This window comes from Kitasatospora sp. A2-31, from assembly GCF_022288725.1.
GTDB lineage: Bacteria > Actinomycetota > Actinomycetes > Streptomycetales > Streptomycetaceae > Kitasatospora.
This window is the reverse complement of sequence record NZ_JAKNTA010000011.1, coordinates 214,814-236,736: the sequence shown is the minus strand read 5'-3', so window position 1 is coordinate 236,736 and position 21,923 is coordinate 214,814. Positions and strand designations below refer to the sequence as shown.

The following is a 21,923-nucleotide window of genomic DNA, read 5'->3' as shown; positions in this document are numbered from 1 at the left end:
CGTGTGAGCGCACTCACCGAGCGGCTGCCCCGCACCGTCACCGACGGGACGCCGGGCACCACTGCGCGTACAGACGATCTGAGAGCGGCGCCACAGCTACGGCCGGGACCGCGGCCGCCCTCGCAGGGGGAGCCGCCGCAGTCGGGGCCGGCGGGGGTCGATGAGGGCGTCGATGCGGGTGTCGGGTGTCACTGCCGTGGGGTGTCACTGCCGTGGGGGCGGTCCACCGCACCGGCGTCGAAGGGGAGGGCGGTCCACGGCGGTGCGGTCCGGGCGGTGGACGTCAGCCGGCGAGCACGTCCCCGAGCCGGCGGTGGCGGAGCGCGCGGGCGGCGAGCCGGTCCGCCTCCGATGTCGAGGCGAGTGCCTTGAGCGCGGTGCCGAGGGCGAGGCCGAGCCGCTCGCAGAAGGCGGCCGGCTCCTCGGCGGCGTCTGGCAGCTCGGGGACGACCGCGTCGACCAGGCCGACCTCCGCCAGGTCGTACGCGCCGATGCCCTGCCTGCGGGCGAGCTCGGCGGCGTGCGCGCCGTCGCGGTGGACGATCGCCGAGGCGCCCTCGGGCGGGAGCGGGGCCAACCAGGAGTGTTCGGCGGCGAGTACCCGGTCGGCCGGGAGGAGGGCGAGCGCACCGCCGCCCGAGCCCTGGCCGAGCAGCACCGCGAGGACGGGTGTGCGCAGGGCGAGCAGGGTGGTGAGGCAGTGCGCGATCTCGATCGCGACGCCGTCCAGCTCCGCCCGTGCGGAGAGTTCCGCGCCCGCCGTGTCCACGACCGTGACCAGCGGCAGGCCGAGCTGTTCGGCGAGCCGGGCGGTTCGGCGGACGGCGCGCAGGTCGGCGGCGGTGAAGGGGCGCTCGCGCTCCGCAACCTGCCGCTGTTGTCCCACCACCAGCGCGGCGCGGCCGTGCAGCACGACGAGTGCGCGCACCAGCGCGCCATCCCGGCCGCCCGGGGCGTCCAGCAGGAGGAGTTCCTCGGCGGTCCGGCGCAGCAGCTCGCGCGTTCCCGGGCGGTCGGGGCGGCGGGTGCGGCGCACCGACTCCCAGGCGTCGGGGCGGTCGGCCGGCCACCGTCCGCCTGTGGTGCCGGTCCGGGGCGAGTCGGCGGTGCCGGTCCACCGTCCGTCGGCGGTGCCGGCCGCCGGCCCCGCGGCCAGGCCCAGGACGGCGAGCGCGCGCCGCAGCACCTCGCGCAGGTCCTGCGGCGCGACCACCGCGTCCACCAGGCCGTTGCCGGCCAGGGTCTCGGCGCGCTGCACGTCCGGGGGCAGTTCGACACCGCGCAGTTCCTCGTACACCCGGGGGCCGAGGAAGCCGAGCCGGGCGCCCGGCTCGGCGAACACCAGGTGCCCGAGGGTGCCCCAGGAGGCGAACACGCCGCCCATCGTCGGGTTGCGCAGATAGGTGAGGTAGGGGAGGCCGGCCGCCCGGTGCGCCTGCACGGCGGCGGTGATCCGGAGCATGCAGAGGAAGGCCGCCGAACCCTCCTGCATCCGCGTGCCGCCCGACACCGGCAGGGCCACCAGGGGCAGCCGCTCGGCGGTGGCCCGCTCCACGGCCCGGGTGATCCGTTCGGCGGTGGCCAACCCCGATCGACCCGCCGAGGAACCCGAACTCGGACGCCACCAGCGCCACCGCCCGGCCGCCGATCAGTGCGGTCCCGGTGATCACGGCCTCGTCCGCCCCGGTGCGCTCCTGCGCCCGGGCCAGGGCCGCGCGGTAGCCGGCGTCGGCGGGCTCGCGGCCGATGGGCTCGTCCCAGGTCAGGAACGAACCGGGGTCCACCAGCAGTCCGAGGAGTTGGCGCGCCGTCAGAGAACTTCCCGTACCCACGCCCACCCCGCACCCGAGCCGCCCGCACCGACAAGATCCACCCTACGCAGCGGGTGCCGGCGCGTCCCGGTCCGACGTGCGGATGTGACCGGGTCGACAGCCCTCCGCGGACCCGCCGCGCCCGTGCAGACCCGCCGGCCTCGGAAGTCCCGTCGGCCCGCAGACCGTCAGAGCGCGCGGGCCGGGGCGGGCCGTCCGAGCCGGCCGGACCGGGCCGCCGGCCCGCCGTGCGCGCGGTCGCGGAGGTCGGCACAGGCGTCGTCGTAGCGGGCGCCGACCAGGCGGGCGAGGGCGTCGTGGGTACCCAGCGGCGCGCTGGTCCAGTCGGCGGGGGTGTCGGCCGCCCGGTCGGCGAAGAAGCCGGGGCCGAGGAGGTAGGTGGCGACGGCGACCCGGCGGTGGCCCGCGGCGTGCAGGGCCTCGACCGCCTCGCGCGGGGTCGGCCGGGCGGCGGAGAGGTAGGCCGGGACGACCGGTCGGCCGTCGGCCAGCCGGGCCGCGAGCAGCCGGGCCGTCCGGCGGGTGTCGGCGGCGGCCGCCGGGTCCGAGGAGCCGGCCGCGGCGAGCACCACCGGACCGGCGCCCGGGGCGCGTCCGCTCTCGGCGAGCCGGTCCGCGAGGACGGTGGCCAGCAGCGGGTCGGGGCCCAGTGCGGGGGCGAGCCGGACGTGCCGCAGGCGGGTTGGCGGCCAGTGCGTCGGGGAGGTCCACCCGCAGGTGGTAGCCGGTCCCGAGCAGCAGCGGCACGAGGACGGCAGGCTCGTCGCCGGCGAGTCCGGCCAGGGCCGCGGGCAGGGAGGGCGCGGCGAGGTCCAGGAAACAGCAGCGGACGTCGAGTTCGGGCCGCTGTGCGCGGACGAGGTCGAGCAGCGTCCGGGTCGCGGCGACGCCGGCGGGGTTCCGGCTGCCGTGGGCGACGGCGAGCAGCACCGGCCGGTCGCCGCCCCGGGCCGGGGCCCCCGGCCGCGGCGCCGTGACACCCACCGGCGGACGGTCCTGCAGGCCCGGGTCCGCAGGACCGTCCGCCGGGCCCGACACCACCTCGCCCACCGTCGTCGCCACTGCGCCCGCCATCGCGGCCCCGCCCGCCGCTGCGCCGCCCGCCATCGCGGCCACGCCCGCCGCTGCGCCGCCCGTCAACTCGCCGCCAGGCGGTAGCCGCGCTTGGGCACCACCGTGCGGATCAGTGCGCCGTGCGGCCCGAGCGCCGCCCGCAGCCGGCCGACGGCCGCCTCGACGGCGTGCTCGTCGGCGGCCGCGTCGGCCCAGGCGGTGCGGAGGAGTTCGGCGCGGCTGAGCACCCGGCCGGGCTGCGCGGCGAGGGCCCGCAGGACGGCGGCGCCGCGCGGGCTGAGCCAGTGGCTCTGGCCGTCGACCAGGACGGCGTTGCCCTGGAGGGTGAGCACCCGCCCGGCGAGCGCGACCTCCTGGCGGCCGCGGCCGGGCAGGGTCTCGGCGAGCAACCGGACCAGCGAGCCGAGCCGGCCGCGCTCCGGGAAGACGGCCGACAGGCCGAGTTCGGCGAACGGCCGGGCGCACAGCGCGCCGACGCAGACCGGCAGGACGTCGGCGCGCAGTGCGTCGAGCAGCGGTTCGCGCAGGCCCTCGGCGGTGGCGATCTCGACGAAGGCGGTTGGCGATCTCGACGAAGGCGGTGACCGCCGGGGCACTGGTGAAGGTGAGCGCGTGCACCTGACGCCGGACGGTCTGCTCGACCAGCCGGCGCACCGGGGCCGGGTCGTCCGGCGGCTCCCAGCGGTAGACCGGGACGGAGATCACCTCGGCGCCGCGTTCGCGCAGCGCCGCCGCGAACGCGTCCAGCCGGATGCCGTGCTCCTGGACCGCGATCCGGCGGCCGGCCAGCGGGCGGGCGAGCAGCCAGGTGAGCAGTTCGTCGGTGGCCTCGGAGCCGGGGGAGAAGCGCTCGCCGAGACCGCTGGCCCGCACCGCGCCGGTGGCCTTGGGGCCCCGGCTGAGCACCACCGCGTCCCGGCAGGCGTCGGCGAGGGCGGCGCCCCGGCCCCAGCCCTCGGCCGCGCTCATCCAGCCGCGCCAGCCGACGCCGGTGGTGGCGACCACGTAGTCGAGCGGTGCGGCCAGACAGCGCTCGGTGGCCTGACGCAGGGCCAGGTCGTCCGCGAGCGGGGTGATCCGCAGCACCGGCGCCTCGACCACCTGGGCGCCGCGCCGGGCGAGCAGCGCGACCAGTTCGTCGCGCCGCCGAGCGGCGGTGACACCGATGGTGAAGCCGGTGAGCGGCCCCGGCTGCGCACTGGGACGCGGGACGGCGAGGGCGGGGGAGGGAGCCATGGCGGCAAGGGTGCTTCGGCGGCGTTACCTGCGGATTGCCCCGCCGTCACCTGCGTGTTAGCGAACCGGGCCGGCCGGTTACGGCTGATGTCCGACCGCGCACCCCGTGTCGGCCGCGGCGTGAGCGAGGCGTACCGCGCCCGAAACACGGGGGATCCGGCGGCGAAACGACCTCCGTCGAGATTCTTCGGCATGACGACGACCACCGACACCCACTGCCCGTACTGCTCGCTGCAGTGCGGCATGCGGCTGCGCACCGGGGGCGACCCGGCCCGGGCCGGTGCGGCCGGGGCACCCGCCGAAGTGCTGGAGCGGCCCGGGTTCCCGGTGAACCGCGGTGCGCTCTGCGGCAAGGGCCGTTCGGCGCCCGCGCTGCTGGCGCCGGGCGCCCGGCTGACCGGCCCGCTGCTGCGCGACCGCCCGGGCGGCCCGCTGCGGTCGGCGGGGTGGACGGAGGCGCTGGACCGGGTGGCCGCGGGCCTGGCCGAGGTCCGCGAGCGGCACGGGGCGGACGCCGTCGGGGTGTTCGGCGGCGGCGGGCTGACCAACGAGAAGGCGTATCTGCTGGGCAAGTTCGCCCGAGTGGTACTGCGCACCGCGAACATCGACTACAACGGCCGGTTCTGCATGTCCTCGGCGGCCGCCGCGCACCGCAGGGCGTTCGGGCTGGACCGCGGGCTGCCGTTCCCGCTGGCGGACATCCCGCACACCGGGTGCCTGATCCTGGTCGGTGGCAACCCCGCCGAGACGATGCCGCCGGCGCTCCGCTACTTCCGCGAACTCCGCGAGAACGGCGGAACGTTGATCGTGGTCGACCCGCGCCGGACGCGGACCGCGGCGGAGGCCGACCTGCACCTGCAGCCACGGCCCGGCGGCGACCTCGCGCTGGCGCTCGGCCTGCTCCACCTGGTGATCGCCGACGGCCGGGTGGACGAGGAGTTCGTCGCCGCCCGCACCACCGGCTTCGACCGGGCCCGGGCCGCCGCGATGGCGCACTGGCCGGACCGGGTGGAGCGGATCACCGGCGTCCCGGTCGCCCGACTGCGGACCGCGGCCGAGCTGTTCGGCCGGGCCGAGACCGGCATGGTGCTGACCGCGCGCGGCCCGGAGCAGCAGAGCAAGGGCACGGACACGGTCGGCGCGTGGATCGACCTCTGCCTGGCCACCGGGAAGGCCGGCCGGCCCTACTCGGGGTACGGCTGCCTGACCGGCCAGGGCAACGGCCAGGGCGGCCGGGAGCACGGCCAGAAGGCCGACCAGCTTCCCGGCTACCGCTCGATCGAGGACCCGCAGGCCAGGGCGCACGTGGCCGGCGTCTGGGGCGTCGACCCGGACGAGCTGCCCGGCGCCGGCCGCTCGGCCTACGAGCTGCTGGACGGGCTCGGCCGGCCGGGCGGGGTCCGCGCTCTGCTGCTGGCGGGCTCCAACCCGGTGGTCTCCGCGCCGAACGCCGCGCACGTCACGGCCCGGTTGCGCGAGCTGGACCTGCTGGTCGTCGCCGACCCGGTGCTGTCCGAGACGGCCCGGCTGGCGGACGTCGTCCTGCCGGTCACCCAGTGGGCCGAGGAGGAGGGCACCACGACCAACCTGGAGGGCAGGGTGATCCTGCGCCGCCGCGCGCTGGACCCGCCCGAGGGCGTGCGCAGCGAGCTCCGGGTGCTGCGCGGACTCGCCGCCCGGCTGGGCGTGCGGAGGGGCTTCCCGGAGGAGGCCGAGGAGGTCTTCGACGAGCTGCGCCGCGCGTCGGCCGGCGGGGACGCCGACTACTCCGGCATCAGCTACCGGCGGATCGCGGCCGAGGACGGCGTCTTCTGGCCCTGCCCCGACGACGCGCACCCGGGCACCCCGCGGCTCTTCCTGGAGCGCTTCGCCACCCCGGACGGCCGGGCCCGCTTCGCCGGCGTCACCCACCGCCCGGCCGGCGAGGAGCCTGACCGCGACTACCCGCTCCACCTGACCACCGGCCGGGTGCTCGCCCAGTACCAGAGCGGCGCGCAGACCCGCCGGGTGCCGGAGCTGAACGCGGCCGCGCCCGGACCCTTCGTCGAGCTGCACCCGCGGCTGGCTGCCCGGCTGGCCGTCGCGGAGGGCGACCTGGTCGCGGTGACCAGCCGGCGCGGCCGCGCGGTGGCGCCGGCCCGGATCACCGACGCCATCCGCCCGGACACCGTCTTCATGCCGTTCCACTGGCCCGGCGCGGGGCGGGCCAACACCCTGACCAACCCGGCCCTGGACCCGGTCTCGCGGATGCCAGAGTTCAAGCTCTGCGCCGTCCGCGTGGAGCCGGCCCGGGAGGCGGCTCAGGGCCCCGCCCCGGACGCGGCTCAGGCCCCGGCCCGGGGCGCGGCTCAGGCCCCGGCCTGGGGCGCGGCCCGGGGTACAGCCCAGGGCCCGACCCGGGAGACGGCCCAGGAGGTGGCACCGTGAGGAACCCACGGGACCGGCGGATCGCGGTGGTCGGCGGCGGGATGGCCGCCGCCCGCTTCGCGGAGCGTTACACCGCGCTGGGCGGCACCGGCCGGGTCACCGTGTACGGCGCCGAGCCCCGTGCCCCCTACAACCGGGCGCTGCTCGCCGACGTGCTCACCGGCCGCTACGACGCCGAGTCGATCGCGCTGCCGCTGGGCGGCGCCGAGCCGCGGCCCGGCTGCGAGGTGGTGGCCCTGGACCCGGCCGCCCGCACGCTCGGTCTCGCCGACGGCACCGTGGTGCCGTGGGACGAGCTGGTGCTCGCCACCGGTGCCAACCCGGTGCTGCCGCCGATCCGGGGCCTGCGGCGGGCGGACGGCGGCCGCCTCACCGAGGGCGTTCACACCCTGCGCACCCTGGAGGACTGCGGCCGGCTCGCCGAGGACGCCGTGGGCGCCCGCCGGGCCGTCGTGATCGGCGGCGGGGTCCTCGGGGTGAGCGCCGCCCGGGCCCTGACCGCGCTCGGCGTGCCCACCGAGATCGTCCACCAGGGTCCGTACCTGATCGAGCGCCAACTCGACGCGCAGGCCGGTGAGGTGCTTCGCGGCCTGCTCCTGGAGGTCGGTGTGGAGACCTACCCCGGCAACCGGGCCCGCGCCATGCGCGGCGAGGACCGGGTGACCGGAGTCGTGCTGGCCAACGGGTACGTCCTCGACTGCGACCTGGTGGTGCTCGCCTGCGGAACCCGGCCGCGGACCGCGCTCGCGCACACCGCCGGCCTTCCGGTCGCCACCGGCGTGCTGGTGGACGACGCGCTCGCCACCGCGGCCCCGGGCGTCCACGCGATCGGAGACTGCGCTGAGCACCGCAGCACCGTGCACGGCCTGGCACTGCCGGCCTGGGACCAGGCCGACGTGCTGGCGCAGCGCCTGTCGGGCGCCGAGCCGGACGCCCGCTACACCGGCTCCCGGCCCCCGGCCCGGCTGAGCACCGGTGGCCTGGAGTACGCGGCCTTCGGCGAGGTGGACGAGAGCCTCGACCCCGGCCTGGACGTGTTGCGGCTCACCGACGCCACCCGCGGCAGCTACAAGAAGCTCGTGCTGCGCGGGGACCGGCTGGTCGGCGCGATCCTGCTCGGCGACCTCGCCGGCGTCGACGCCCTCGCCGAGGCCTGGCGACGCGACGACCCGCTCGTCGACCACCCCCTGCACCTGCTCACCTGAGCCGCCCCACCGGCCCCCGGCCCCGGCCGGACCCGCCGCCACCCCCGGACCGCCCGAACCCCGCACCCCCGCACGACCCCGAGGAGCAACGCGATGACATCGCACAAGCCCGACCGACCGCGGGACCTCGTCCTCGTCGGCCACGGCATGGTCGGCCAGCGCTTCCTGGAGGCCTTCACCGAGCAGCCCGGCGCCGAGGGCTGGCGGATCACCGTGCTCGCCGAGGAGCCGCGCCCGGCCTACGACCGTGTCCACCTCAGCGCGCTGTTCGACGGGAAGACCGCCGAGGACCTCGCGCTGTGCCCGCCCGGCTTCCTCGCCCGGCACGGCATCGACCTGCGCCTCGGCGACCCGGTCACCGCCGTCGACCGTGCGGACCGGAGCGTCACGACCCGGGCCGGCACCCGACTGCGCTACGACGCCCTGGTGCTGGCCACCGGTTCGGTGCCGTTCGTGCCGCCCGTGCCCGGCAGGGACGCGGCCGGCTGCCACGTCTACCGCACCATCGAGGACCTGGACGCGATCCGCGCCGACGCCGGCCGGGCCGGGACCGGCGTGGTGGTCGGCGGCGGCCTGCTCGGCCTGGAGGCCGCGGGCGCCCTCAGGGCGATGGGCGTCGCCACCCACGTGGTCGAGTTCGCCCCCCGGCTGATGGCCGTCCAGGTCGACGAGGGCGGCGGCGAACTGCTCCGGCGCAAGGTCGAGGAGCTCGGCGTCACCGTCCACACCAGCGCCGGCGCCAGCGGCGTCGAGACCGGCGAGGATGGTCGGGTCCGCGCCCTGCTCCTGTCCGACGGCCGCGAACTCGCCGCCGACCTGGTGGTGTTCTCGGCCGGAGTCCGCCCCCGCGACCAGCTCGCGCGCGGCTGCGACCTGCCGGTCGGCCCGCGCGGCGGCATCGTCGTGGACGAGCACTGCCGCACCGCCGACCCGGCCGTGCTGGCCATCGGCGAGTGTGCGCAGACCGTGGACGGCCGGGTCTACGGCCTGGTCGCCCCCGGCTACCAGATGGCCGAGACGGCCGCCCGCACCCTGGCCGGCACCGCCGGCTCCGGCTTCACCGGCGCGGACACCTCCACCAAGCTCAAGCTGCTCGGCGTCGACGTGGCCAGCTTCGGCGACCCGCACGGCACCGCCGAGGGCGCGCTCGACGTGCTCTACAGCGACAGCCGGCTCGGCGTCTACCGCAAGCTCGTGATCGGGACCGACGGCGCACTGCTCGGCGGCGTCCTGGTCGGCGACACCGAGTCCTACGGCACCCTGCGGCCGCTCGCGATGGCCGGCAAACCGCTCACCACCCCCGCCGAACAACTGGTGCTGCCGGCCGGGTTCGCCGCCGCCGGTCCGGTCGCGCTGCCCGACGACGCGGTGCTCTGCTCCTGCCACAACGTCACCCGGGGCGCCGTCCGCGCGGCCGTGCACGAGGAGGGCTGCGACTCCGTCGCCGCCGTCAAGAGGTGCACCCGGGCCGGCACCGGCTGCGGCAGCTGCATCAAGCAGCTCACCACCGTCGTCGACGAGGAGCTCGCCGCCTCCGGCGTCGCCACCCGGACCGGCCTCTGCGAGCACTTCCCGCAGAGCCGGGCCGAGTTGTACGAGATCGTCCGGGTCACCGGCATCACCAGCTTCTCCGAGCTCGTCGACCGGTACGGCGGCGGCGAGGGCTGCGACGTCTGCAAGCCGACCGTCGCCTCCGTCCTGGCCAGCCTCGGCAACGGTCACATCCTGGACGGCGAGCAGGCGGCGCTGCAGGACTCCAACGACCACTTCCTCGCCAACCTCCAGCGCAACGGCTCCTACTCGGTGGTGCCCCGCGTTCCCGGCGGCGAGATCACCCCCGAGGGGCTGATCGCGATCGGTGAGATCGCCCGCGACCACGGTCTCTACACCAAGATCACCGGTGGTCAGCGGATCGACCTCTTCGGCGCCACCGTCGACCAACTCCCCGTCATCTGGCGGCGGCTGGTCGACGCGGGCTTCGAGTCCGGCCACGCCTACCCTACGGCAAGGCGCTGCGCACCGTGAAGTCCTGCGTGGGCGAGACCTGGTGCCGCTACGGGGTGCAGGACTCGGTCGGGCTCGCGATCGAACTGGAGCTCCGCTACCGGGGGCTGCGCTCCCCGCACAAGCTCAAGTCCGCCGTCTCCGGCTGCGCCCGCGAGTGCGCCGAGGCCCGGAGCAAGGACTTCGGGATCATCGCCACCTCCGCCGGCTGGAACCTCTACGTCGGCGGCAACGGCGGTATGACGCCACGTCACGCCGACCTGCTGGCCGCCGACCTGGACCGGCAGACGTTGATCCGGACCGTCGACCGGTACCTGATGTTCTACATCCGCACCGCCGACCGCCTGGAGCGCACCTCGGTCTGGCTGGAGAGGCTGGAGGGCGGCCTGGACCACCTGCGCGCAGTGGTCATGGACGACTCGCTCGGCATCGTCGCCGAACTGGACGACCTGATGGCCCGTCACGTCGACTCCTACCAGGACGAATGGGCCGCCACCCTGGCCGACCCGGACCGGCTGCGCCGGTTCTCCTCCTTCGTCAACGCCCCCGGCACCCCGGACCCGGCCGTCACCTTCGTCCCCGAACGCGGCCAGATCCGCCCCGCCCGCCCCGACGAGGACGGGCGCGTCCTCACCGCCCCCACCCCGGTCCTGGTGGCCGGGCCCCGACTGGAGGTGCTCACCCCGTGACCGTGGAGATCCACGACGGCACCCGCTGGCAGCCCGTCTGCACGCTCGCCGACCTGCAGCCCGGCCGAGGTGTGGCCGTACTGCTCGGCGCCGACCAGGTGGCCGTGTTCCGTGACCGTACCGGCGTGCTGCACGCCGTCGACAACCGCGACCCGTTCAGCGGCGCCCACGTCCTCTCCCGCGGCCTGCTGGGCAGCCGCGGCGACCGGCCGACCCTGGCCTCCCCCATGTACAAGCAGGTCTTCGACCTCACCGACGGCCGCTGCCTCGACGAGGAGACCGGGCCCGACGGCGCCCCGGCCGTCCTGCGGCTCTGGCCGATCCGCGACAGCGCGGGCGGCGGTGCGGGCGCCGGATCGGACGGTGCCCGTTCCGCGCGGGCCGCGGGTTCTGCGCCGGCCGTGGGTTCCGCGCGGGCCGGACTCGCCGGACAGGAGGACGCGGAATGAGCGCCGTCGTCGAGACAACGCCCGCGAGCGGCAGAGCCGGCGCCGCCCCGCTCACCGACTGGGACCCGGAGGACCCGGTCTTCTGGGAACGGACCGGCGCCGCGATCGCCCGCCGCAACCTGGTCTTCTCCGTGCTCAGCGAGCACATCGGCTTCTCGGTCTGGAGCACCTGGTCGGTCCTGGTGCTCTTCCTCGGCCCCGAGTACCACATCGACGCCGCGGGCAAGTTCACCCTGACCGCGCTGCCCACCGCCCTCGGCGCCCTGCTGCGCCTGCCCTACACCTTCGCCGTCGGCCGGTTCGGCGGCCGCAACTGGACGGTCGTCAGCGCGCTGCTGCTGCTCGTCCCCGCCGCCCTGGCGGCCCTGGTGCTCACCCCCGGCGTCTCCTACGGCACGCTGCTCGCGGTGGCCTGCTCGGCCGGCGTCGGCGGCGGCAACTTCGCCTCCTCGATGGCCAACATCAACGCCTTCTACCCGCACCGGCTCAAGGGCTGGGCGCTCGGCATCAACGCGGGCGGCGGCAACCTGGGCGTCCCGGCGGTGCAGCTGCTCGGCCTGCTCGTGCTGGCCACCGCCGGCGCGACACACCCCCGGTTGCTGCCGCTGCTCTACCTGCCGCTGATCGTGCTGGCCGCGGCCGGCGCCTGGTGGCGGATGGACAATCTGGCGGCGGCCCCGCGCGGCGAGGGCCGGGCACTGCGGGAGGTCGCCCGCGACCCGTACGGCTGGGCGGTCTCCGCCCTCTACGTCGGTACCTTCGGCTCGTTCATCGGCTTCGGCTTCGCCTTCGGGCAGGTGCTCCAGGTGCAGTTCCACGACCGCTTCGACACCCCGGTCAAGGCGGCCGCGCTGACCTTCCTCGGTCCGCTCCTCGGCTCGCTGCTCCGGCCGGTCGGCGGTCGACTGGCCGACCGCTGGGGCGGCGCCCGCGTCACCCTGGCCACCTTCGTGGCGATGGGGGCCGGCACCGCGGTCGTCCTGGCCGCCTCCCGGGCGCACTCGCTGCCGCTCTTCCTGGGCGGCTTCATCGCGCTCTTCGTGCTCAGCGGCATCGGCAACGGCTCGACCTACAAGATGATCCCGGCCCACTACCAGGCCAGGGCACGCGCGGCCGTCGCGGCCGGCACCGACCCGGCGGCGGCCGAGTCCGCCGCCCGCCGCCGCTCCACCGCCCTGATCGGCCTGGCCGGCGCGGTGGGCGCCTTCGGCGGGGTCCTGGTCAACCTCGCCTTCCGGCAGTCCTTCCTCGCCAGCCACAACGGCGACGCCGCCTACCTGGGCTTCCTGGCCACGTACGTGGCCTGCTCCGGGCTCACCTGGGCGGTCTGGCTCCGCCCGCGGGCGGCCCGGTCGACCGCCGCCGAGACCTGACGGCTTCGACCCGCCGGCCGGCCCCGGGGCGCCCGCCGCCCCGGGGCCGGCCGGCGCGCTCCACCGACCTGCCGGCTCGTCCGTGGGTCCGGTGCGGCGAGGTTCTGTTCGAGGGTGACATCACGGACTACTGGTCGCGCCAGGAGGCCAAGCCGAAGCTTCTCGTCGACCTCACCAACGACCGGATCACCGCGCTCACCCCGGCAGGCGACGGATGGACCAAGCAACAGCTCCTGCAGATCCAGCACTGACTCCCGCAACGGGAGGCACCCGAGAACCTGCAGGTCGCAGCCCTGCTCCACCTTCACTACTCACACAAGCACGCTCGCCAGCGGGGGCACCGAACCATATGGTGCGCTGCTCGGACCATCCCCGCGAGCGTCGTCCTCACCCACCAGATCCGGTAGTGAAACGACGGGAACCGGTCGGCTGGCACGCGTACCAGATGCCGCGCCTCGTCTCCGGGGACATCGGCCAGCGGCTCAAAGGGGCTGGGCGAACCCGGGTACCGGCAGGAGCCTTCGACGGGGGACACTGGTACCGGTCCCGCCCGCACGAGACGCCCGGAGGACACAGTGAGCGCAGCACCCCTACACGGCCACCACGACGGCCAGCAGCCCATTCCGCGTACCCAGGACGGTGTTGCCGCGGCGTTGCCGCCGGCGCAGCGGATGGAGTTCTACCGGGAGATGGGTGAGGCCGACGTGGAGACGATCGGCGGTGTGTTGAAGCGGTGGTGGCTGCGGGCGGAGCTGTACCGCGACCCGGAAGGCGACAGGATCCACGCAGCCGTCCAGGCCGGCACCGCCCCGGGCACTTCCGCGTCCGCTGTTCTGCGTCGTCTCGGGGCCCTGTGAGCGACTTCAGCGAGTTCCCGGACGACGAGGAGGACCCGATCACCCTCTCCCCGGTCGTCGAGGAGTTCCTCGGCGATCCCGGAACGCCGGCCCCGACGTGTTCTCCGCCGTGGTGGCGTTCCTCGTCGACCTACGGGAGAACCCTTTCCCGCACTTGAGCATGCCGGTCCCGGGCCGGCCCGGGATGCACTCGTCGCCGCTGCGACGGGATCTCGGGCTGGTGGAGTACGCGGTGAACGAGGACTCGGACCCGCCGCGCATCTACGTCTCGCGCGTCTTGCGGGCCGACTGACCTTGGGAGTCAGGCCGGGCAGCGAGATCCGTACCTCGTTGCGTGGGTACACCCAGGCGGTGAACGCGATCCGGGAGGACCGGATCGAGCAGCGCCAGGCGGTGACCGGCCTCGCGGAGGCCGTTGGCGTCCTCATCGCCGGGCAGGCGGAGCATGCCCGGATGCTTGAGACCCTGGTGACGGGGCAGACGGCGGTTCTGGAGGAGCTGCGCCGCCTGAGCGGCAAGCAGTAGGTCCAGTCGACGCGACATGGGTGAGGCGGCCCCCGGTCCCGGGGGCCGCCTCACCCATGTCAGCGTGCGGTGTGAAGGCGCTCTTGCCGCTCGGTGGCGAGGGTGTGTCACCGGTTGCGGACGGTCTCCTCGTCGAAGCGGTGGCGGGCCGTCTCGATGGCGCCGAGGTAGCGGTGGGTCCAGTCGCACAGGCCCGCAACCGTCGTCCGCAGGGCCCGGCCCGACTCCGTGAGCGTGTACTCGACGCGCGGCGGAACCGTCGGGTAGACGGTCCGTTCGACCAGACCGTTGCGCTCCAGCAGCCGCAGGTTGTGCGTGAGCATCTTGTGGCTGATGCCCTCGACCGCGTTGCGCAGTTCGGTGAAGCGCAGCGTGCGGTCGCCCACCGCCTCGATGATCAGGAGGGCCCACTTGTTGGCGATGTCCGAGAAGATCTCCCGCGCCAGGGAGTCCGCCCGCGTGACATCCGCCTCGTCCTTCTCCGAGCCGCTGAGCTGCTTGGTCACCATGAGGTTCCTCAGTCACCGAAAAGTGCGTTCTTCCAGGTCGGTGGCCACTCTCCTACGGTTTCCCAGTAACCACAAGAGAGCACGAGAGGCAGGCGGCATGGCCATCACCCTGGTGAACCCCGACGGGTTGCCCAGCATCGACGTCTACCGGCAGGTGGCGATCGCGTCCGGTTCGCGGACGGTCTTCGTCGCCGGGCAGGTCGCCTGGGACGCGGCGGGCGCCACGGTCGGCGAGGGCGACCTGGCGGCCCAGGTCGAGCAGTGCTACCTCAACGTCGGCACCGCCCTCGCCGCGGCCGGCGGGACCGTCGACGACGTGGCGAAGCTGACCGTCTACGTCGTCGACTGGACCCCCGACAAGATGCCGCTGCTCCTGGACGGCATCTCCCGGGCGGCTGCGAAGCTCGGCACCGCGCCGGTGCCGCCGGCCACGCTGGTGGGCGTGGCGGCCCTGGCCGCGCCCGAGCACCTGGTCGAGATCGAGGCCACCGCCGTCCTGGACTGAAGTCACGGGCCCGTGGCTCAGCCCAGGCGGGCCGCCTCTGCGAGGACGCGGGCCGTGGCGAGGCCGGCGCGGACGGCGTGGTCGGCCGCGGCGGGCACGCAGCGGCCGACGGCCGGGTCGTACTCGGTGAGGATCACCCCGGCGTGGTCGGAGTCCGACTCCAGGAGGTGGTGCGCGCCCCGCGCCGCAAGGGCGGTGCTCAGCTCGCGGCTCCGGTCCGCGGGCACGATCTCGTCGCGGATGCCGTGGACGAGCCGGACCGGGACGGGGGAGGGGTGGGCGCAGAGGTGGGCGAGCGGGGAGCCGCCGGTGGTGACGGCGGTCCGCTCGTAGCTGGAGGCTATGCCGACGGCGGCCGTCGGGCGCAGTTCGGCGGGGGTGTCCGGGTGGGTGGCGAGGGCCACGGCCTCCCGACCGCTCATTGACCAGCCGGCCAGTACGAAGCGGTCCGGAGCGCCGGCGTGGGCGGCCGCGTGCCGACGGGCGTACTCGAAGGAGGCGAGCAGGTGGGCCCGGCCGCCGTCCTCCTCGTCGGACCGCCAGTCGGGGACCAGCACCAGCAGGCCGAGCTCGGCCGTGGCGAGGGCGAGCGGGCGCATGACGTCCCGCTCGTCGGGGCCCCTCCCGTGCCAGAGCAGGACGACGGGGAAGGGGCCCCCGCCGGACGAGGGGCGGTGGACGTCCATCAGCTTGCCGGGGGCGTACTCGACGACTACGGGCGGGGCGGGGTGAAGAGCGGTCACGTGCAGTTCTTCCTCGGTCCGGGCAGGGGTTCTGACCTGCTATCGTTCTTCCTGTCGCGAGGGAGATGATCTCTCGTCAGGCGTCAGTGGTGCTACCAGAGCACGCCCTACTTTCAGTAGGGAGAGTCCGTGCGACCCGGGCCTGGCGCTCCATCGTCGGACGGGGTCCGGTGCCCGTGAGGGTGCCGGGCCCCGTTCGCGTTCCCGGCTCCGGGAGGGTGGGCGGGTGGCGGGGAGCACGTTGGGCTCACCGGCGCTGACCTGCTAGTCTTCTTCTCGTCGCGAGGGAGATGATCTCTCGTCAGGCGTCAGTGGTGCTACCAGAGCACGCCCTACTTTCAGTAGGGAGAGTCCGTGCGACCCGGGCCTGGCGCTCCATCGTCGGACGGGGTCCGGTGCCCGTGAGGGTGCCGGGCCCCGTTCGCGTTCCCGGCTCGGGATCCGCCGCTCACCGGCGGACGAACGCGTAGGCCTCCCTGGCCAGCTGCCCCCACGGCAGCGCGGACGCCGGGTCGAGGGCGAGCCACTCCCTCATCGGGCGGCCGCGTCCGGCGTCGTAGTGCCGGCCCTCGCCGGCCGCCACCAGTTCGTCCACCCGGGTCCGCGGCAGCTTCACCACCAGCCGGCCGGCCGAGAGCATCGCGAAGATGCGGTTGTCCGCCTTCAGCGCGTCCGAGCCGAAGCGCCGCCCGCCCGCGCCCGGACCGGTCACGCCGGCCAGGGGCTCCAACTCCTCGACCAGCTCGGCGAACCGCTCCGCCGTAGGGTCCGGATCCGTCATCTCAGGCCGCCTCCGCCGTGTCGTCGAGGTCGTTCCCGGCCTCGCTGCCGCCCGACGGGCCGGCGATCAGGGTGAACGCCGCACCGTCGTCGTCCCGCACCACCGCCACCCGCCCGAACGGGGTCGGTTCCGGGCCGTCCAGCACGGTACCGCCGAGCCGCAGCGCCCGCTCCACCGTGCGGTCGGTGTCGGCCGCGGCGAAGTAGACCGCCCAGTACGCTGCCGGGCCCGCCGGATCGACCCCGGGGTTGCCGCCGATCCCGCCGCCCGGCAGGCCGTCGACCCGGAACAGGGTGTAGTCGCCGGCCGGCCTGTCGTAGCCGTATCCGAAGACCTGCCGGTAGAACGCGCGGGCGGCGTCCGGGTCGGGCGACAGGTGCTCGTTCCAGGTGAACGTGTCCGGCTCGTTGACCAGGCCCGCGCCCGGGTTCAGCCGGCCCTGCCAGAGGCCGAACGCCGCGCCGAGCGGGTCCACGGCCAGGGCGGTGCGGCCCAGCTCGGCGACCTCCGCGGGCTCGCGGGCGATCAGACCGCCGGCCGCCCGGACGGCCCCGGCCACCCCGTCGGCGTCGTGCACCGCGAGGCAGGTCGTCCAGGCCGGCGGCTCGGCGGCCGTCGCGGTGCCGCTCCCGCCGCCCGGCCGGGTGACTCCGGCGACCTGCGCCCCGCGCAGCGTCGCCACGGTGTAGCCGTCCAGCTCGACGAACTCCCACGATCCCGCTCTGTCCGGCGTCGTCGAACAGTGAGGGCTGGAGAGCGACGGTGTTGCGCATGCGTCCAGCGTACGCCTGATTCGAACGCATGCTCGAAGACAGTCCGGCGCGTCCCGCCGACGAGGTGCCGAGGCCGACGAGGGGACAAGGGGAGAGACGATGAGCATGGCCGCCGCCGACAGCCACGATCTGATCCGCGTGCACGGCGCACGCGAGAACAACCTGAAGGACGTCAGCGTCGAGATCCCGAAGCGCCGGCTGACGGTGTTCACCGGGGTGTCCGGCTCAGGCAAGAGCTCGCTGGTGTTCAGCACGATCGCCGCGGAGTCGCAGCGGCTGATCAACGAGACCTACAGCGCCTTCGTCCAGGGGTTCATGCCGACCCTCTCCCGGCCCGACGTCGACGTCCTCGAAGGGCTGACCACCGCGATCATCGTGGACCAGCAGCGGATGGGCGGCGACCCGCGGTCCACGGTGGGCACCGCCACCGACGCCAACGCGATGCTGCGCATCCTCTTCAGCCGGCTCGGCCGGCCGCACATCGGCTCGTCCCGGGCGTTCTCCTTCAACATCCCCTCGGTGACCGGAGCGGGCGCGATCACGCTCGAACGCGGCGGGAAGACCGTCAAGGAGCGGCGCAGCTTCACCGTCACCGGCGGCATGTGCTCCACCTGCGAGGGCCGCGGCACGGTCTCCGACATCGACCTCACCCAGCTGTACGACGACGGCAAGTCGCTCAACGAGGGCGCGCTGACGATCCCCGGCTACACCATGGACGGCTGGTACGGCCGCATCTTCCGCGGCTGCGGCTTCTTCGACCCGGACAGGCCGATCCGGGAGTTCACCGAGCAGGAGTTGCACGACCTGCTCCACCGGGAGCCGACCAAGATCAAGGTCGACGGCATCAACCTGACGTACGAGGGCCTGATCCCGAAGATCCAGAAGTCCTTCCTGTCCAAGGACGTCGACTCGCTGCAGCCGCACATCCGCGCCTTCGTCGAGCGGGCGACGACCTTCGGCACCTGTCCCGACTGCGACGGCACGCGGCTCAACGAGGGCGCCCGGTCCTCGAAGATCGAGGGGATCAGCATCGCCGACGCCTGCGCGATGCAGATCAGCGACCTCGCCGCCTGGATCCGCGGGCTGGACGAGCCGTCGGTCGCGCCGCTGCTGGCCTCGCTCCGGCAGACCCTCGACTCCTTCGTCGAGATCGGCCTCGGCTACCTCGCCCTCGACCGGCCCTCGGGCACGCTGTCCGGCGGCGAGGCGCAGCGCGTCAAGATGATCCGCCACCTCGGCTCCTCCCTCACCGACACCACCTACGTCTTCGACGAGCCGACGATCGGGCTGCACCCGCACGACATCCAGCGGATGAACGAACTGCTGCTGCGCCTGCGGGACAAGGGCAACACGGTGCTGGTGGTGGAGCACAAGCCGGAGATGATCGCGATCGCCGACCACGTCGTCGACCTGGGACCGGGGGCCGGTGCGGCGGGCGGCACGGTCTGCTTCGAGGGCACCGTGGACGGCCTGCGGGCCGGTGGCACCGTCACCGGCCGCCACCTCGACGACCGGGCGGCGCTCAAGGAGACGGTCCGCAAGGCCACGGGTGCGCTGGAGATCCGCGGTGCGTCGGCGAACAACCTGCGCGACGTCGACGTCGACATCCCGCTCGGGGTGCTGTGCGTCGTCACCGGCGTGGCCGGCTCCGGGAAGAGCTCGCTGGTGCACGGGTCGCTGGTGAGCGGCCGGGCATCCGGCTCGGGGACCGGCGGCGCGGGCGGTGAGGGCACGGGCGTGGTCGCGATCGACCAGGCGGCGATCCGCGGCTCGCGGCGCAGCAACCCGGCCACCTACAGCGGTCTGCTCGACCCGGTCCGCAAGGCGTTCGCGAAGGCCAACGGGGTGAAGCCCGCGCTGTTCAGCGCCAACTCCGAAGGCGCCTGCCCCACCTGCAACGGCGCCGGCGTCGTCTACACCGACCTGGCGATGATGGCGGGCGTCGCCACCACGTGCGAGGAGTGCGAGGGCAGGCGGTTCGAGGCGTCGGTGCTGGAGTACCGGCTCGGCGGCCGCGACATCAGCGAGGTGCTCGCGATGTCGGTGGCCGAGGCGGAGGCGTTCTTCGGCGACGGCGAGGCCCGCACGCCGGCCGCGCACCGCATCCTCGGACGACTCGCCGACGTCGGGCTCGGCTACCTGACCCTCGGCCAGCCGCTCACCACACTGTCCGGCGGCGAGCGGCAGCGGCTCAAGCTCGCCACCCACATGGCCGAGAAGGGCGGTGTCTACGTCCTCGACGAGCCGACCACCGGCCTCCACCTCGCCGACGTGGAGCAACTGCTGGGTCTGCTCGACCGGCTGGTCGACTCCGGCAAGTCGGTCGTCGTCATCGAGCATCACCAGGCGGTCATGGCGCACGCCGACTGGATCATCGACCTGGGGCCCGGGGCCGGCCACGACGGGGGCCGGGTCGTCTTCGAAGGCACTCCGGCGGAGCTGGTCGCGGCCCGCTCCACGCTGACCGGCCGGCACCTGGCGGAGTACGTCGGCGCCTGAGGGGCGGGTGCGGCCGCCGCCCGGGCGGCCCACCCCCTGTCGGCTGCCGAGTGATTTCTGAGCAGGCGTGATGCCCTGCTACTGTTCTTCTCGTCGAGAGGGAACGTCCTCTCGAACAGGCGTCAGTGGTGCTACCGGAGCACGTCCTACTTTCAGTAGGGAGAGTCCGTTCAACCCGGGCCTGGCGCTCCACCCGAGGGGCCGTTCCGCACTGGAACGGCCCCTCGTCGTCGTGCCGTCGCCATGTCGCCGTCGTGTCGCTGTGTCGCTGTGTCGTCGTGGTGCGTTGCGTGCGTATCCGCCCGCGCCGGTGCTCGCCCGCGCCGGTGCTCGCCCGCGCCGGGGCTCGTGCCGAAGGGGCGGGGTCGGGTGCGGGTCGGCCCGGTGCGGGCAGAGCCGGTTCGGGGTGAGCCGCTGCGGGGCGGCGCCGAAGGTCTGTCCTATCGCAGGTTGTGGCCGAAACCGTTTGGCGTGGCCGAGTACCGGCCAAGGTCCCGCCCCAGGTGGCTCGACGGGGCGGATCTGCGCAGCGGGCACGGCCAGGGCATTTGCCGGTCACGCTGTGCTGATGAGCCGTCACAGGTTGGCCGAAAACCAGTGCTTCTGGTGTGAATATGCCATTGGAATGTTCGTCATACGGAATCCGGCAGTAGCCTTCCGTGTCGAACCCGCCACTGCTCGTGGTGGTCCGGCCGGCGCCGGCCGAGTGAAACCGGCTGCCCCAACCCTCCGAAGGAGCCCGAGTGCCGGGTATCGACGAATGCCTGTCCGGGGCGATGGCGATCGCCGGCGCCCGTGCAGCCAGCCTCATCGACTGGAGCAGCGGACTCGCCCTCGGCAGCCTCGGCGTCAGCCCCGCGGGAGACCACGAGACCTCGGCGGCGGAGGCAACCGACTTGGTGCGGGCGGCCGTTGAGGGCCAGACCTTCACCGCTTCCGAGGACGTGCGGGCACCGCTGCAGGACATCATCGTCACTGCGGGCCGCAGTTACCACCTGATCTGCTTCATTGACACCGTCTTCGACAGTCCGCTCGTCCTGCACCTCTGGCTCGACCGGATCGACGGCAACCTCGCCGCGGCTCGCTACCGCCTCCAGACCCTCGCCGAGGAACTGGTGCTCGGATGACGAACGAGTCAGCGAACGCGCCGGGCGCGGTGCGCGGGCGAGGCGTCATGTTTCGGCCAAGCACCCGTGGTCGTCGCCACGTCGGCCGGACCGGCGGGGCCGCGCGCCTCGGGCGCGCCCACCGACTGCTCCGGCTCCTCCGGGACTTCCGGGCTGCCGGCGCCCTCCGGTCCCCCTCCCTCCCGGGCTCCCGTCCCGTTCGGCTTCCCCGGTGGTCGGCGTGACGACCGTGACCGCCGCCGACGCGCTGGCCGCCGTCGGCTGGCTGGCCGACCAGCGCGCGACCGGCGTGCTGCGCGGACCGGCGGGCGCCGTCTACCTCACCGACGGTCTGGTGGTGCACGCCGAGTCGGACCTCGCCCCGGACCTGGCCGCGCTGCTCACCCGGAGCGGCAGGATCGCCCCGGAGGCATGGCACGACATGGTCGGCGCGTTCGGTCCGTACGGCCTGGTGGCCGGCGCTCTGGTGGACCAGCGGCGGCTCACCCGCGGTGAGCTGGAGGTCAGCCACCTCGGAGTCCTGTTCGACGCCGCGTACTGCGTCCTGACGGCGGGCCGTGCCGCGCCCCGTGCGGCGGAGGCGGGCCTGCGGGTCGGGAGACCGGACGGCGGTGCCCCCGGGGCCGCCGGGTTCGGTCGTGGCGCGTCCGGTCATGGCGGGCTCGGTGAGGGCGGCCTCGATGAGGGCGGGCTCGGTGAGGGCGGGCCCGGGGGCGGGCAGGTCGGGGCCGCGGCCGACGACGGTGAACCCGGTACCGAGGACTGGCTGTTCGAACCGGGTGTCCGGCACTGGCTCGGTCCGGTCTCGGCGGTGAGCGCCCAGCGGCTCTGCTCTGCCGCGAGGTGGAGCGCCGGCGCCGCCTGCTGGACCGGATCTGGCCCTGGCCGCAGCTCGACGCCGCACCGGTGTGCCCGACCGGGGGCCGGGCAGTGGTGGCCGGACCGGGTGACCGCGCCGGCCGTCAGCGCCCGCCCACGCGGCGCCAGTGCGAGCTGCTCGACCAGGCGGACGGCCGAAGAACCCCGGCGGAGCTGGCCAGGCTGCTCGGCCGCTCGGCCTTCGCCGTCACGGCCGACGTGCGGCGGCTCGCCGCCGCAGGACTGGTCGCCACCCCGGGGCGCGACGCCCCTCGGCGCGGGCCGCGGCGGCGGGGGGGCGGCCTGCACCGTCGGGTGCCCGGTGCCGCGCTGGCCGGGCTGCTCCCGCCGGCCGCCCGCTCCGCCCGTCCGCCCTCCCCGATCCGCCCACCGACCCCGGCAGCGGCCCACCCGTTGACCGTCACCGACCCGGACATCGCGCTGCTGACCCGGGTCC

18 protein-coding genes and 3 pseudogenes are annotated in these 21,923 nt (G+C 74.8%); 12 read left to right on the top strand and 9 right to left on the bottom strand.

Translation table 11 applies throughout. The annotated features are described in order from the left end of the window. Positions 1-283: 283 nt before the first annotated feature. The 5 genes and pseudogenes from MCM47_RS42685 to MCM47_RS44115 form a co-directional block, all read right to left on the bottom strand. Positions 284-1,585 (bottom strand): carboxyl transferase domain-containing protein, encoded by a 1,302-nt coding sequence (locus MCM47_RS42685; RefSeq protein WP_305068031.1) that lies wholly within the window; start codon positions 1,583-1,585, stop codon positions 284-286. A 414-nt stretch (positions 1,586-1,999) separates the two neighbouring features. Then, positions 2,000-2,404 (bottom strand): CbiX/SirB N-terminal domain-containing protein, encoded by a 405-nt coding sequence (locus MCM47_RS28355; RefSeq protein WP_238864534.1) that lies wholly within the window; start codon positions 2,402-2,404, stop codon positions 2,000-2,002. Between the two features lie 172 nt (positions 2,405-2,576). Further along, positions 2,577-2,906: pseudogene (locus tag MCM47_RS28350) on the bottom strand (sirohydrochlorin chelatase); the annotation flags it as partial. Positions 2,907-2,968: 62 nt separating this feature from the next. Continuing rightward, positions 2,969-3,502 (bottom strand): winged helix-turn-helix domain-containing protein, encoded by a 534-nt coding sequence (locus MCM47_RS44120; RefSeq protein ID WP_374209219.1) that lies wholly within the window; start codon positions 3,500-3,502, stop codon positions 2,969-2,971. A gap of 7 nt (positions 3,503-3,509) precedes the next feature. Beyond that, a pseudogene (locus MCM47_RS44115) lies at positions 3,510-4,142 on the bottom strand (uroporphyrinogen-III synthase); the annotation flags it as partial. Positions 4,143-4,334: 192 nt separating this feature from the next. On the opposite strand from MCM47_RS44115, the gene MCM47_RS28340 reads away from it, so the two are divergent. The 8 genes and pseudogenes from MCM47_RS28340 (at position 4,335) to MCM47_RS28305 (ending at position 13,671) form a co-directional block, all read left to right on the top strand. Next, positions 4,335-6,569: a molybdopterin oxidoreductase family protein gene (locus tag MCM47_RS28340; RefSeq protein WP_238864533.1), complete on the top strand. Its 2,235-nt coding sequence runs from the start codon at positions 4,335-4,337 to the stop codon at positions 6,567-6,569. Then, complete coding sequence (locus tag MCM47_RS28335; protein ID WP_308222484.1) at positions 6,566-7,774, top strand: FAD-dependent oxidoreductase; 1,209 nt, start codon at positions 6,566-6,568, stop codon at positions 7,772-7,774. Before MCM47_RS28340 ends, MCM47_RS28335 begins: the two co-directional genes overlap by 4 nt. A 93-nt stretch (positions 7,775-7,867) precedes the next feature. Next, a pseudogene (nirB, locus tag MCM47_RS28330) lies at positions 7,868-10,467 on the top strand (nitrite reductase large subunit NirB). Next, complete coding sequence (gene nirD / locus MCM47_RS28325) at positions 10,464-10,916, top strand: nitrite reductase small subunit NirD (RefSeq protein ID WP_238864532.1); 453 nt, start codon at positions 10,464-10,466, stop codon at positions 10,914-10,916. The pseudogene nirB and the gene nirD overlap by 4 nt, the downstream one beginning before the upstream one ends. Continuing rightward, entirely contained in the window at positions 10,913-12,289 is a 1,377-nt protein-coding gene (locus MCM47_RS28320; RefSeq protein WP_238864531.1) for an MFS transporter, read from the top strand. The genes nirD and MCM47_RS28320 overlap by 4 nt, the downstream gene beginning before the upstream one ends. 575 nt (positions 12,290-12,864) lie before the next feature. Then, positions 12,865-13,146: a hypothetical protein gene (locus MCM47_RS28315; protein ID WP_238864530.1), complete on the top strand. Its 282-nt coding sequence runs from the start codon at positions 12,865-12,867 to the stop codon at positions 13,144-13,146. Further along, a complete protein-coding gene (locus MCM47_RS28310; RefSeq protein ID WP_238864529.1) occupies positions 13,143-13,304 on the top strand; it encodes a hypothetical protein in 162 nt (53 codons plus the stop codon). The genes MCM47_RS28315 and MCM47_RS28310 overlap by 4 nt, the downstream gene beginning before the upstream one ends. Positions 13,305-13,497: 193 nt before the next feature. After that, positions 13,498-13,671, top strand: coding sequence for a hypothetical protein (locus MCM47_RS28305; RefSeq protein WP_238864528.1), 174 nt, complete (start codon positions 13,498-13,500; stop codon positions 13,669-13,671). A gap of 107 nt (positions 13,672-13,778) precedes the next feature. Here MCM47_RS28305 and MCM47_RS28300 read toward each other — a convergent pair whose 3' ends face one another. After that, positions 13,779-14,180 carry a helix-turn-helix domain-containing protein gene (locus tag MCM47_RS28300; protein ID WP_238864527.1) on the bottom strand — a complete coding sequence of 134 codons (402 nt, stop codon included), beginning with the start codon at positions 14,178-14,180 and terminating at the stop codon, positions 13,779-13,781. A gap of 97 nt (positions 14,181-14,277) precedes the next feature. Here MCM47_RS28300 and MCM47_RS28295 point away from each other — a divergent pair, with 97 nt between their 5' ends. Beyond that, positions 14,278-14,685, top strand: coding sequence for a RidA family protein (locus MCM47_RS28295; protein WP_238864526.1), 408 nt, complete (start codon positions 14,278-14,280; stop codon positions 14,683-14,685). A 17-nt stretch (positions 14,686-14,702) separates the two neighbouring features. On the opposite strand, the gene MCM47_RS28290 is transcribed toward MCM47_RS28295, so the two are convergent. From MCM47_RS28290 to MCM47_RS28280, 3 genes are all read right to left on the bottom strand, one after another. Continuing rightward, on the bottom strand, positions 14,703-15,428 hold the full coding sequence (locus tag MCM47_RS28290) for a S9 family peptidase (RefSeq protein ID WP_238864525.1): 726 nt from the start codon (positions 15,426-15,428) through the stop codon (positions 14,703-14,705). 448 nt (positions 15,429-15,876) lie between these two features. Beyond that, positions 15,877-16,209 (bottom strand): TfoX/Sxy family protein, encoded by a 333-nt coding sequence (locus MCM47_RS28285; protein WP_238864524.1) that lies wholly within the window; start codon positions 16,207-16,209, stop codon positions 15,877-15,879. Position 16,210: 1 nt separating this feature from the next. After that, positions 16,211-16,891 carry a VOC family protein gene (locus MCM47_RS28280; RefSeq protein WP_238864523.1) on the bottom strand — a complete coding sequence of 227 codons (681 nt, stop codon included), beginning with the start codon at positions 16,889-16,891 and terminating at the stop codon, positions 16,211-16,213. A 190-nt stretch (positions 16,892-17,081) separates the two neighbouring features. On the opposite strand from MCM47_RS28280, the gene MCM47_RS28275 reads away from it, so the two are divergent. From MCM47_RS28275 to MCM47_RS28265, 3 genes are all read left to right on the top strand, one after another. Then, positions 17,082-19,481 carry an excinuclease ABC subunit UvrA gene (locus MCM47_RS28275; protein WP_238864522.1) on the top strand — a complete coding sequence of 800 codons (2,400 nt, stop codon included), beginning with the start codon at positions 17,082-17,084 and terminating at the stop codon, positions 19,479-19,481. Between the two features lie 743 nt (positions 19,482-20,224). Beyond that, on the top strand, positions 20,225-20,608 hold the full coding sequence (locus MCM47_RS28270) for a hypothetical protein (RefSeq protein WP_238864521.1): 384 nt from the start codon (positions 20,225-20,227) through the stop codon (positions 20,606-20,608). A 220-nt stretch (positions 20,609-20,828) separates the two neighbouring features. After that, positions 20,829-21,884: a hypothetical protein gene (locus MCM47_RS28265; RefSeq protein WP_238864520.1), complete on the top strand. Its 1,056-nt coding sequence runs from the start codon at positions 20,829-20,831 to the stop codon at positions 21,882-21,884. Positions 21,885-21,923: the final 39 nt, after the last annotated feature.

Bases quoted from the DNA above. Each gene is read 5' to 3' on its own strand.
- MCM47_RS28300 (WP_238864527.1), bottom strand. From the start codon at position 14,180: ATGGTGACCAAGCAGCTCAGCGGCTCGGAGAAGGACGAGGCGGATGTC.
- MCM47_RS28320 (WP_238864531.1), top strand. From the start codon at position 10,913: ATGAGCGCCGTCGTCGAGACAACGCCCGCGAGCGGCAGAGCCGGCGCC.
- MCM47_RS28275 (WP_238864522.1), top strand. From the start codon at position 17,082: ATGAGCATGGCCGCCGCCGACAGCCACGATCTGATCCGCGTGCACGGC.
- MCM47_RS28285 (WP_238864524.1), bottom strand. From the start codon at position 16,209: ATGACGGATCCGGACCCTACGGCGGAGCGGTTCGCCGAGCTGGTCGAG.
- MCM47_RS28295 (WP_238864526.1), top strand. From the start codon at position 14,278: ATGGCCATCACCCTGGTGAACCCCGACGGGTTGCCCAGCATCGACGTC.
- MCM47_RS28340 (WP_238864533.1), top strand. From the start codon at position 4,335: ATGACGACGACCACCGACACCCACTGCCCGTACTGCTCGCTGCAGTGC.